This window comes from Bacillus cereus group sp. N21 (genome assembly GCF_016483395.1).
GTDB lineage: Bacteria > Bacillota > Bacilli > Bacillales > Bacillaceae_G > Bacillus_A > Bacillus_A pseudomycoides.
On sequence record NZ_JAEHBX010000006.1, the window covers coordinates 118,121 to 130,702 of the forward strand.

Sequence of the window (12,582 nt, forward strand, 5' to 3'; positions counted from 1 at the left end):
CCTTTAAATCCTCATATTATTTAGTGTATCCGAAACATTGACTCTATATAAAGTGAAACTTCTATAAACACTCGTTTTTCACCATTTATTCTGCTGCGTAATCCTCATCTCAAAAGTTTATTTCTATATAAACCCATTTTGATTTACAGGAACCTACGTTGCGTCTATAAAAAAAGCCCTCCACTCATTCTCTCCTTCTGTTCTCACACAGCATGGGGCGAAAAAAGGCACTGACCACTTCTATCCATCGATGGACCCTCTCTTCCACCCTAAAAAGAATGGTTTTAATACCTCATGAAAAAAAGAGGCAACTAGATCTTACCAATCTAGTTGCTCCAAGAAGTTATATACATCCTCGTGTAGCTCATCACGTTGTTTATCAAGCGTAATAACATGCGTAGAATCTTCATACCACTTAATTTCTTTTAACGTGGACTCTACACCATTATAGATAATGTTTGCACTGTCTGTATTAATCATTTCATCATGGCGTGCTTGTACAACAAATGTTGGAGCATAAATCATATCAACATTATTGCGTACGTCACGAATTAAATCTTGTAATGCTTTTAATGTATTCATTGGTGTCTTTTTAAATTCCATCATTTCTTCTGCAATTTGCTCTGGTGATTTCTGCTCACGTTTTTTATATTCACGTGCGTATGCCAATATACCTTGATACATAATTTCTTCGCTCTTAATGTACATTGGCGCACACATTGGTACAACACCTAAAATCGGTAATGTATAAGCAAGTTTTAACGAGAATACACCGCCCAGTGATAGTCCAACAGCCGCAATCTTCTCATATCCTTGATCCTTCAAATGTTGATACGCAGCCATAGCATCTTTCCACCAGTCTTCAGGACCTGTACGAACAAGTTGTTCTGGCGGTACACCATGACCTTTATAAATTGGGGCGTGGCAAGTATAGCCTTTTTTCTCTAAAAAACGCCCGAGCATACGTACATCAGCTGAATTTCCCGTGAATCCATGTAGTAATAAAATAGCACGGTCTCCACCTTCAAATGTAAATGGTTTCGGAGATGCTAATTTCATCATCTTCTTCTCCTCTTTCTCTTCTATAATCTAGTCGTATTGTTTCTATCCTTAGTTTACCATAGTTCCATTTCCATAATCTAATTAGAAACTTTTTGCGAATAATGAAATACAAATGAGACAAAAAAAGAAGAACCATTAGCGCGAATCCGCTAACGCTTCTTCTTTTTTCATATCTGTCAAAAAGCAAGACCTTTACTTATATGCTTAAGTACGTAACTCCAATTGTTAGTGCAAAGAATAGTACAGCTAAAACAACTGTAATACGGTTTAATACCGCTTCAATTCCGCGTGCTTTTTGCTTACCAAATAATTGCTCTGCACCGCCTGAAATAGCACCTGAAAGGCCTGAACTATTACTAGACTGCATAAGTACCATAACAATCATCAAAATCGATACAATAATAAGTAAAACTGATAATAACGTATGCACCTGGCGTACCTCCTACAAAGATTCAGTTAATTTAACTGTAGCACAAATCCAACAGAAAAGCGAGAGCTGTTCCTATTGCTCTCACTTTCATCTATTACATAAACATGGTTGCAAATAGCGGTCCAAGCAGACAAGTTAAAATAGCCGTCAATGTCATTGTTACCGATCCAATAACACCTTCATGTTCATTGTTTTTCATCGCTCTCATCACACCCATAATATGTGATGCACATCCAAAACCAATCCCTTTACCAACAGAGTTTGTAACGCGGCTCCATTTCAATAAAAGCGGACCTGTAATTGTTCCTGTAATCCCTGCAACAACAACGAATGCTGCTGTTAAAGATGGAACGCCGCCAACCTGCTCAGATACACTCATTGCAACTGGCATTGTTACGGATTTTGGTAAAGAAGATAAAATTAAGCTTTTATCTGTTCCCATAAGCGTTGCAATCACTAAGTCACTTGCAATCGCAACTGTTGTTCCGACTAATACACCACCCGCAATCGGTACAATATATTTTTGCAACACATGACGCTGTTTATATAATGGAATAGCAAATGCTACCACCCCTGGACCAAGCAGTTTTGAAATCCAGCCGCCACCACTCTGCATGTATTGTTGATATGGTATATCCAGCACAAGTAATAAGACAATCATTAATGCTGTTGCTACAAGCATTGGAATGGTAAATGGTGTTGGCAATACTTTATAAATCTTTTTAGATAATTGATATAATAACAATGTAAGAATAACCCAACCAATTCCGATTAATATTTGGCTCATCGCGATTCTTTTTCCTTTCTATTCGCAAGATATTGTCCTGTATGTCCTGCGACAATAATAATTAAAAATGTACTCGCTACAATTGTAATGAAAAGAGAAATTCCTTTACTCATAAAAAAAGCACCGTAATTCATTAAGCCAATCGTTGGCGGAATCAATAAAAACGGCATAATAGCAACGAGTGTTTCTGCTCCTAAATCAAACCATTTCACAGGAAGAACCTTCATGCTAAGTAAAATAAGCAACAAAAATAAGCCAATCAAACTACCTGGAATTGGAATATTCAACATTTCTTGCACCCATGTTCCAATCATGTAAAACACGTAAAGAGCTACAACTTGGACAATAATCTTAGTAAACTTCATGTTCATCATCCCTCATGTTTATACGATCTTCTGTTTTCTATTCTTATCATAGTATAAATTGTAAAAAGCTGCAATTTATCAACTTGACAACAAAAATGACATATGTTATACGCTTACACCCTTGGTATGACTGGGTTTCCGATCGGAATTTACGTCAAAAACATTGACCTAAAATAAAAAGTTTATATTTTCTGATTTTTAGGATTTACTATTTTAAAAAAGAGATATCCTTATATAGATTTATTTAAATATATGAATCAAGTTCACAATATCCCTAAAAATTTGTCCTAAAAAACATAAAAAGAACACTAATACGTTACCTAGTGTCCTTTTTATATAATGCCTGATATACTACATCACAAAATTCTTTACTCCCATGTACTATGAAATTTATCTTCGTTGCAAATTCAATTGTTAGCATCCAATCTTTATTTCTTCCAATAAGCCCCGTATAACTTGTGCCACCTTCAACTGCTCTGTTTTCTGTTAATAGGTAATACAATGGAAATAGCGCATAGTTCTTTTCTGCTCTCTTTAAGCTATATGATCCAATACTCTCTACTACCCTTGCAATATTATCATGAACATTAACGTTAAAATAGTAACACCCTTCATTTAGTCCTATTTTTCTACACCCTTCTAATATAGCTGCGTTTAGCTCTTCTGGAGAAAAAGTGGCGGGTTCGGAATTATGAACAATTGAACATACTATTGTATGATGTTTGGCTAAATTGACTGAATATAAAATGGTGTTTACATCAAAGTAGCAGTCTTCCGGAAAATCAATTGGAAAGATGTATTTTTCTAACCATTCTGTAATTTCATTAGATTCTTCATTATCTATCGCTGTACTCAGTTTAACCATTCTCATTACCCCATTTCCTCTCTTGATTAAACATTTTCTATTTATATCACAGGTTCATTATATTAAATTGTTTTATTGATGTTAACTCACATGCATTACAAACATATAAAAAAACCTCCTATCATAAATAGGAGGTTTTTTATCACTTAATTTAAACAATTAAAAACTACATTTAAATTATTTTTTTAAGTTATAGAAAGATTTTAAACCATCGTAAACAGCGATTTCGCCTAGTTCGTCTTCGATGCGTAATAATTGGTTGTACTTAGCAATACGGTCAGTACGGCTCATAGAACCAGTTTTGATTTGGCCAGCATTCGTTGCAACTGCGATGTCAGCGATTGTAGCATCTTCAGTTTCACCAGAACGGTGAGATACAACTGCTGTGTAACCAGCACGTTTAGCCATTTCGATTGCTTCGAAAGTCTCAGTTAAAGTACCGATTTGGTTAACTTTAATTAAGATTGAGTTAGAGATACCTTTTTCGATACCTTCAGCAAGTTTTTGAGTGTTCGTTACGAATAAATCGTCACCAACTAATTGAACTTTTTTGCCAAGACAGTCAGTTAATAATTTGTGGCCATCCCAGTCGTTTTCGTCTAAACCATCTTCGATAGAGATGATTGGGAAGTCGTTGCAAAGACCTTCGTAGAAATCAACCATTTCTGCAGAAGTCATGCTGCGGCCTTCGCCTGTAAGATCGTATTTACCAGTTTCTTTGTTGTAGAACTCAGAAGAAGCAACGTCCATTCCTAAGAATACGTTCTCGCCAGCTTTGTAACCAGCTTTTTCGATAGCTTCGATGATTACTTCTAATGCTTCACGGTTAGAACCAAGGTTTGGAGCGAATCCACCTTCGTCACCTACTGCAGTGTTAAGACCTTTGTCATGTAATACAGCTTTTAATGCATGGAATACTTCAGCACCCATACGAATTGATTCTTTGAATGTTGGAGCACCAACTGGTAAGATCATGAACTCTTGGAAGTCAACGTTGTTATCAGCGTGAGAACCACCGTTGATGATGTTCATCATTGGAGTTGGTAATTGTTTTGCATTGAATCCACCAAGGTAACGGTATAATGGAAGACCTACAAAGTCAGCTGCTGCGTGAGCTACTGCCATAGATACACCAAGGATAGCGTTAGCGCCTAATTTACCTTTGTTTGGAGTGCCATCTAATTCGATCATAGCGTTGTCGATACCAGCTTGATCAGTTACGTCGAAACCAACGATTTCTGGAGCGATAATTTCGTTAACGTTGTTTACTGCGTTAACAACACCTTTACCAAGGTAACGAGATTTGTCACCGTCACGTAATTCTACTGCTTCGTGCTCACCAGTAGATGCACCACTTGGTACGATAGCGCGTCCGAATGCGCCACTTTCTGTGTAAACTTCTACTTCTACAGTTGGGTTACCACGAGAGTCTAGGACTTCGCGAGCATAAACATCAATAATTGTTGACATAATATTTTCTCTCCTTTTATATGTGCAATTTAATTATTTAATAATTGTTTTACCTGTCATTTCTTTCGGTTGTTCAACATTTAGAAGTGTAAGCATTGTTGGAGCGATATCTCCTAAGATGCCATCTTCACGTAATTCAACATCATTTTTCGTAACGATGAAAGGAACCGGGTTCGTTGTATGAGCTGTCATTGGCCCACCGTCAGGAGTTAACTCTTGATCAGCATTACCATGGTCAGCAGTAATAAGTGCTACACCATCTTTTGCAAGAATCGCTTCTACAACTTTTCCTAAACATTCGTCAGTTGCTTCTACTGCTTTAATTGTTGGTTCCATCATCCCAGAATGGCCAACCATATCACAGTTTGCAAAGTTAAGAATGATAACATCATTTTTATCATTTTCGATTTCATTTACTAAAGCGTCGGTTACTTCGTAAATGCTCATTTCAGGTTTCAAGTCATAAGTTGCAACCTTAGGTGAGTTAATTAAGATACGCTCTTCTCCTGGGAATTCAGCCTCACGACCACCGCTAAAGAAGAATGTAACGTGCGGATACTTTTCAGTTTCCGCGATGCGAAGTTGTTTTAATCCCGCTTGCGCAACAACTTCACCTAATGTGTTATCAAGGTTCATTGGCTTGAATGCCACGTAACCATCTACTGTTTCACTAAAGTGTGTCATACAAACGAATTCTGGAATGTGAGGTACTTTTTCACCACGATCGAACTCACGGAAGTCTTCATTTGTAAATACACGTGCAATTTGAATTGCGCGGTCTGGACGGAAGTTATAGAAGATAACTGCATCATCATCATTGATTGTTGCAACTGGCGTTTCATCTTCATTAACAATTACAGATGGCAATACGAATTCATCATAGATACCATTTGCATAAGAGTCCTCTACGCATTCATGTGCTGATTTATAAGTAGGTCCTTCGCCATTCACCATAGCACGGTAACATTTTTCAACGCGATCCCAACGCTTGTCACGGTCCATGGAGTAATAACGACCAGAGATTGTTGCGAATTGACCTACTCCTGTTTCTTTAATTACTTCATTTGTTGCATCGATATAACCTTTTGCTGTTTGTGGTCCAACATCGCGGCCATCTAAGAATGCATGGATGTATACTTTCTCCACGCCTTCTTTTGCTGCTAAGCGAAGAAGAGCAAACATATGGTTCATGTGACTGTGCACACCACCATCAGAAAGTAAACCGAATAAATGAAGAGCTGTACCTTTTTCTTTTACGCTTTTAATTGCATTTTGGAATGTTTCGTTCTTATCGAACTCACCTTCACGAATTGCAACGTTCACACGTGTTAAGCTTTGATATACTACGCGGCCAGCACCGATATTTAAGTGACCAACCTCAGAGTTACCCATTTGACCTTCTGGAAGACCCACTGCCTCACCACATGCTGTAAGCGTTGTGTGAGGGAACTTGTTCCAGTAACCATCAAAATTAGGTTTCTTAGCTTGTGCTACAGCATTCCCGTAAGTTTCTTCACGTAGTCCGAAACCGTCAAGAATGATTAAAGCTGTTGGCTTTCTCATTTTACCGCCCCCAGAAGACCTAAGAAGGAAGCAGGCTCTAAGCTAGCACCGCCAACTAAAGCGCCGTCGATGTCAGATTGTGCCATGTATTCTTTAATGTTTTCTGGTTTTACGCTACCGCCGTATTGAATACGAACAGCTTCTGCTGCTGCTGGAGAAACAGCTTCTGCAACAACTTTACGGATGTGCGCACATACTTCGTTTGCATCTGCAGAAGAAGAAGATTTGCCTGTACCGATCGCCCAAATTGGCTCATATGCGATAACAGTAGCTTTCACTTGCTCTTCTGTTAAACCTGCAAGTGCTTTTGTCACTTGACCTGCTACTAGATCAAATGTTTTTCCGCTTTCGCGCTCTTCTAAAGTTTCACCACAGCAAACGATTGGTGTTAAACCATGTTCAAATGCTGCAAGAGTCTTTTTGTTTACTGTTTCGTCTGTTTCAGCAAACATTTCACGACGCTCAGAGTGGCCAAGTACTACGTAGCTCACTTTTAAGTCGCTAAGTGCTACTGGGCTAATTTCGCCAGTGAATGCACCATTTTTTTCGAAGTGCATGTTTTGTGCACCTACTTTTAAGTCCGTTCCTTCAGTTGCCGCTACTAAGCGCTCTAAGAAAAGAGCTGGAGAGCAAACTACTGCATCAACAGCTGAAGCTGCTGGGATTTGACCTTTTACTTCCTCTACGAAGCTAACTGCTTCAGATAAAGTTTTATTCATTTTCCAGTTACCTGCGATAATTGGTTTACGCATGCTTTGCACCGTCCTTTTTCTTTGGCTGCTACTTATTTGTCGTTAAGACAAACTACACCTGGAAGTTCTTTACCTTCCATAAATTCTAATGACGCACCGCCGCCAGTAGAAATGTGGCTCATTTTGTCAGCCATACCGAATTTTTCAACAGCTGCTGCAGAGTCACCACCGCCGATAACAGAGTATGTACCTTCTGCATCTGCTAATGCTTGTCCTACTGCTTTTGTACCTTCTGCAAATGGAGTCATTTCAAATACACCCATTGGTCCGTTCCATACAACAAGCTTAGAGTTTTTAATTACATCAGCATAAATTTCACTTGTTTTCGGTCCGATATCCACGCCTTCCCAAGTTTCAGGAATTGCATCGATACCTACAACTTTTGTTGTTGCAGTTTCAGAGAACTCTTCTGTAATTACAACATCAACTGGCATATAGAAGTTTACGCCCTTTTCTTTTGCAAGTTCCATAAACTCTTTTGCTAAGTCAATTTTGTCATTTTCACATAGAGATTGTCCGATTTCATGTCCTAATGCTTTTACGAATGTGTAAGCAAGGCCACCACCGATAATTAGGTTATCTACTTTGTCTAATAGATGACGAATTACACCGATTTTATCTTTTACTTTCGCACCACCGATAATTGCTGTAAATGGGCGTTCTGGGTTAGAAAGTGCTTTACCTAATACTTCTAACTCTTTTTCCATTAGGAAACCAGATACTGCTGGTAGGTAGTCTGCAATACCTGCAGTAGAAGCATGAGCACGGTGAGCTGCACCGAATGCATCGTTAACGAATAGATCAGCAAGAGCTGCAAATTCTTTCGCTAGTTCTGCATCGTTCTTTTCTTCGCCCGCATAGAAACGTACGTTTTCAAGAACTAATACGTCGCCTTCGTTCATTGCTGCAACCATTTCTTGCACAGCTGGTCCGAATGCTTCGTCTGCTTTTTTCACGTCTTTACCAAGAAGCTCACCTAAACGTGCTGCTACTGGAGTAAGACGCATTTCTTCTACTACTTGTCCTTTTGGACGACCTAAATGGCTTGCTAAAATTACTTTCGCACCTTGCTCTATTAAATATTGAATTGTAGGAAGAGCTGCACGAATACGGGTCTCGTCTGTAATTTTGCCCTCTTTCATAGGTACGTTGAAGTCAACGCGGCAAAATACTCGTTTACCCTTTAAATCTACGTCACGAATTGATTTTTTGTTCATTGGATTTCCCTCCGACTAGTTAGGATTGACAAAACCCATTCAAAAGCTTATCACATTTGCTTCTAAAACGAAAGAAGAGAGAGAGGGAACAAACCCTCTCCCCCGTTTTGTCATTGAGAACTTATAAACTTAAGAATTAAAGACCTTTAGAAGCGATGTAATCTACTAAGTCAACTACGCGGTTAGAGTAACCAGTTTCGTTGTCGTACCAAGAAAGAACTTTAATCATGTTGCCTTCCATAGTCATTGTAGATAATGCATCGATTGTAGAAGAGTTTGTGCAGCCGTTATAGTCGATAGATACTAATGGCTCTTCGCTGTATCCAAGGATACCTTTTAATTCGCCTTCAGCAGCTGCTTTGAATGCTGCATTTACTTCTTCAACTGTTACTTCTTTGTCAAGTTCAACAACTAAGTCAACAAGAGAAACGTTAGCAGTTGGAACACGTACTGCGCCACCGTTTAATTTACCTTTAAGTTCTGGTAATACTAATGCTACCGCTTTAGCTGCACCAGTTGTAGTTGGGATCATGCTCATTGCTGCTGCACGTGCACGACGTAAGTCTTTATGTGGTAAGTCTAAGATTTGTTGGTCGTTAGTGTAAGAGTGAATTGTTGTCATCATTCCACGTTTGATACCGAACTTCTCGTTAAGAACTTTAGCGAATGGCGCTAAGCAGTTTGTAGTACAAGAAGCGTTAGAGATTACATGGTGTTGAGATGCATCGTATGCTTCGTGGTTAACACCCATAACAACAGTGATATCTTCGTCAGAAGCTGGTGCAGAGATGATAACTTTTTTAACTGATCCACCTAAGTGTTTTTCAGCGTCTGCTTTTTTAGTGAAGCGTCCAGTAGATTCTACTACTACTTCTACTCCGTAGTCGCTCCATGGTAATTGTGCTGGGTCACGCTCAGCGATAACTTTGATTTCTTTACCGTTAACAACGATGCTGTCGCCGTTAGCAGATACTTCTGCGTTTACTGTTCCGTGAACAGAGTCATATTTTAAAAGGTGAGCTAAAGTGTTAGCGTCTGTTAAGTCGTTGATTGCTACTACTTCCACGTTAGGGTTGTTAAGAGCTGCGCGGAATACCACACGTCCGATACGTCCAAATCCATTAATACCAATTTTAGTCATTTGAATTTCCTCCTTGGGGGATTATATTAAAGGGTAATACCCTTTGTTAATTGTTTCGCTGCACCTTCATCTGTAATTAGAATCGAAGTGTGCCCTTGTTTAATTACAGCCTGTATTGCTTTTGCTTTTGAAGATCCTCCAGCAACCGCAACAACGTGAGATACGTGTTGTAAATCTTTCAGTTGCATACCTACTGTTTGCACTTTATGAACGACATTACCTTGTTCATTGAAGTAATAACCGAAGGCCTCGCCGACTGCTTCACTTGTTTTAATTTTCATCCAATCTGCTTCTGAAGTACTTCTACGACGTGCCATTGTTAACGCATCACCTATTCCATGAATGACGATATTGGAAGATCGAATCAACTCAAGAACTTCTTTCACGGAAGGCTCTGTCACAATGGACGCATATGCTTCGCTACTAACATGATCTGGAACATACAATAAGCGATAATTACTCATCGTATTTTGTGCCATCTTCGCACAAATGGTATTGGCTTCTAATTCGACGCCTTCTCCAATTCCACCACGCGCTGGGACAAATAGCATATGTAAATCTTTGCAATCCAGTTGCATCATGTCCGCAGCAGCAGCTAGCGTTGTTCCTCCAGCCACAGCAACGATATTATTCGCTGTCAGACGGTCTTTTATACAAGTCACACAAGCACGGCCCATCTCCAGTTTGACCCAAGGTGATTCATCACTATCACCAGGGACAACGAAAACTTCATCCAAGTCTAATGTTTCCTTAAGTTGTTTTTCTAAAACCTTTAACCCGGAAATTTCTTTCATAAAGTCTTCCAAAGCAAGAACCACAGTTGTTCCTTCTTCTGTTAAAGTCATTCCAGAAGAGGCGACGTGAACTAAGTTTTGTTCTTTCAAAACTTGTACTTCACTTCGCAATACTCGTTCTGTCATACCAAGACTTGCAGATAAATTTCTTCTACCAATCGGCTGCATGAGACGAATGTGCTGAAGAATTTGCATTCTCGTTTGCATAACAGGTAGCAGATCAGGTAATAATTTTTTTGTATTTTGAATCCATGAGCGCATATCTTTTCTCCTCACTGCATCGGTTCATTTTCCCCCGCGGTCACTTTGTGTCCCGTAGTGACATTTTATGTCCCACTAGGTTTAAAAAAATAATCCCTGCTACGTTTATTATTGTAACAGGAGATAGAAACTTATTCAACTCTTAACTGCATTCTTTATATAGTTTATTATGACATCTTTGTGAATGACACCGCATTCCGCCTGTTTTCCGTCAATTTCCACAACAGGAATCATAATTTGATACTTTTCTAAAAGCTCATCATCTTCATATATATCTATTTCCTCGATTTCAAAAGAATATTCATGTTGCACTTCTTTCAACAGCTGTTTTGCCTTCTCACAAAGGCCACAATCCGTTTTCGTATATAAAACAACCTTCATCTTCTTCACCTATCCAATTGTTTTTCGAAGAGAAGAAGCAGGAATATTCATTTGTTCTCGATATTTCGCAACCGTTCTTCTTGAAATAACGATTTCATGCTCTTCTTCTAACAATTTTGAAATTTTTTGATCTGAAAGTGGTTTTTTCTTGTTTTCTTTTTCTACAAGCGCTTGCAACAATTGTTTAACACGCTTTGTAGAAACAGCCTCATCTTCTGTTGTCACCACTGCGTTACTAAAAAATGACTTCATTTCAAACAATCCGTGCGGCGTTTGTACATATTTATTACGGGTAGCACGGCTAATTGTAGATTCATGTACACTTAGTTCTTCAGCTACTTCTTTTAAGGAGAGTGGTTTTAAGTACTCTGGCCCCTGCCAAAAGAAATCATGTTGTTTCTTCATAATGATTTCCATCACTTGCAAAAGCGTTTGTTTCCGTTGCTTTAAACTGCGCATAATCCACTGCACATGCTGATACTTCTCAGATACATAAGAAGCAACCTCACTTTCACTATTATGAAGAAGTGCACTATACTCTGAATGAATTTCAATCCTTGGCATGTTACGTTCATTTATTTGTAAAACGAGACGATCGCCGTCTTTTTTAACAGCCATATCAGGAACAATATAAAGCGGTTTTTCAGAGCTAAACGCAAGCCCTGGTTTTGGCTGAAGCGATGTAATACAATCAACAGCTGATTGTAATTCTTCATTATTACATTTCATAACATGGATAAGCTTCCGCCAATCTTTCTTAACAAAATAAGCGAAATGTTCATCCACAATCATTTCTGCCAGCTCATCTCGTTTTTGTAAGCGCTTCAATTGAAGTGATAGACACTCCTGAATATTACGCGCTCCCACCCCTGCTGGCTCCAATGACTGAACAAGCTCCATAGAACAGTCCACTACATCAATATGTGCTGCAAGTAGTTCTGCTAATTCTTCATTGGTTTCTTGTAAATAACCATTCTCATCCATGTTCATAATGATGAAAGAAGCTGCTTTTCGCTGCTCTTCATCTATTTTATAATACTGTATTTGATCTAATAAGTGTTGCTGAATCGTTGTCGAATCCACACTGTAAATTTCCATTTGATTATCAACTTGTTTGCTTGTACTTTTACTTTTGCTTGAGCTCTTTTTCTTCTCCCTCTCAAAGCCACCTAACTCAATAAGGGGATTCTCTAACGATTGCTCATACAAAAACTCCGATAATTCCTGCACATTATATTGGAGCATTGTAATCGCTTGTCTTAACTCTTGTGTCATGGCCAAACGTAAGCTTTGTTCTTGTAAAAGACTTGCCTTCAATCTAATCTCCCCCTTGTTTCTATTGTACAATAAGTTTCCTAAAAGGAGAATCCTGCGCAGATACCCATTCCAAATATTATTAACTTATATGTATTAATGAAATTTACATCTTACAACTGAAAAATGGATAATATTGAAAGAAAACAATAAAAAATATATATAAATACAAGTTGAAGA

General features: G+C 38.5%; 13 protein-coding genes. All 13 read right to left on the reverse strand.

Annotation, left to right across the window (positions count from 1 at the left end; genetic code table 11):
* Positions 1-318 precede the first annotated feature (318 nt).
* The gene (locus JDS96_RS05595) at positions 319-1,059 is read right to left on the reverse strand and encodes an alpha/beta hydrolase (RefSeq protein ID WP_199666338.1); all 741 of its coding nucleotides are present in this window, start codon (positions 1,057-1,059) and stop codon (positions 319-321) included.
* A 199-nt stretch (positions 1,060-1,258) separates the two neighbouring features.
* Positions 1,259-1,492, reverse strand: coding sequence for a preprotein translocase subunit SecG (secG, locus tag JDS96_RS05600; RefSeq protein WP_003201945.1), 234 nt, complete (start codon positions 1,490-1,492; stop codon positions 1,259-1,261).
* Between the two features lie 94 nt (positions 1,493-1,586).
* A complete protein-coding gene (locus JDS96_RS05605; RefSeq protein WP_018765083.1) occupies positions 1,587-2,279 on the reverse strand; it encodes an LrgB family protein in 693 nt (230 codons plus the stop codon).
* Positions 2,276-2,644: a CidA/LrgA family holin-like protein gene (locus JDS96_RS05610; protein ID WP_018765084.1), complete on the reverse strand. Its 369-nt coding sequence runs from the start codon at positions 2,642-2,644 to the stop codon at positions 2,276-2,278. The genes JDS96_RS05605 and JDS96_RS05610 overlap by 4 nt, the downstream gene beginning before the upstream one ends.
* A 316-nt stretch (positions 2,645-2,960) precedes the next feature.
* On the reverse strand, positions 2,961-3,509 hold the full coding sequence (locus tag JDS96_RS05615) for a hypothetical protein (protein WP_242479859.1): 549 nt from the start codon (positions 3,507-3,509) through the stop codon (positions 2,961-2,963).
* 177 nt (positions 3,510-3,686) lie between these two features.
* Positions 3,687-4,979 carry a phosphopyruvate hydratase gene (gene eno, locus JDS96_RS05620; RefSeq protein ID WP_199666340.1) on the reverse strand — a complete coding sequence of 431 codons (1,293 nt, stop codon included), beginning with the start codon at positions 4,977-4,979 and terminating at the stop codon, positions 3,687-3,689.
* Between the two features lie 33 nt (positions 4,980-5,012).
* Complete coding sequence (gpmI, locus tag JDS96_RS05625) at positions 5,013-6,542, reverse strand: 2,3-bisphosphoglycerate-independent phosphoglycerate mutase (RefSeq protein ID WP_199666341.1); 1,530 nt, start codon at positions 6,540-6,542, stop codon at positions 5,013-5,015.
* Positions 6,539-7,294 carry a triose-phosphate isomerase gene (gene tpiA, locus JDS96_RS05630; protein ID WP_003201936.1) on the reverse strand — a complete coding sequence of 252 codons (756 nt, stop codon included), beginning with the start codon at positions 7,292-7,294 and terminating at the stop codon, positions 6,539-6,541. Before tpiA ends, gpmI begins: the two co-directional genes overlap by 4 nt.
* Before the next feature lie 32 nt (positions 7,295-7,326).
* Positions 7,327-8,511, reverse strand: a complete 1,185-nt coding sequence (locus tag JDS96_RS05635; protein WP_199666342.1) for a phosphoglycerate kinase — start codon at positions 8,509-8,511, stop codon at positions 7,327-7,329.
* A 136-nt stretch (positions 8,512-8,647) separates the two neighbouring features.
* The gene (locus JDS96_RS05640; protein ID WP_003201932.1) at positions 8,648-9,652 is read right to left on the reverse strand and encodes an ArsJ-associated glyceraldehyde-3-phosphate dehydrogenase; all 1,005 of its coding nucleotides are present in this window, start codon (positions 9,650-9,652) and stop codon (positions 8,648-8,650) included.
* A gap of 26 nt (positions 9,653-9,678) precedes the next feature.
* Positions 9,679-10,707, reverse strand: coding sequence for a gapA transcriptional regulator CggR (gene cggR, locus JDS96_RS05645; protein WP_098610247.1), 1,029 nt, complete (start codon positions 10,705-10,707; stop codon positions 9,679-9,681).
* A gap of 135 nt (positions 10,708-10,842) precedes the next feature.
* Positions 10,843-11,088, reverse strand: coding sequence for a glutaredoxin family protein (locus JDS96_RS05650; protein WP_018765089.1), 246 nt, complete (start codon positions 11,086-11,088; stop codon positions 10,843-10,845).
* Positions 11,089-11,097: 9 nt separating this feature from the next.
* Positions 11,098-12,405 carry an RNA polymerase factor sigma-54 gene (rpoN, locus tag JDS96_RS05655; RefSeq protein ID WP_199666343.1) on the reverse strand — a complete coding sequence of 436 codons (1,308 nt, stop codon included), beginning with the start codon at positions 12,403-12,405 and terminating at the stop codon, positions 11,098-11,100.
* Positions 12,406-12,582 lie beyond the last annotated feature (177 nt).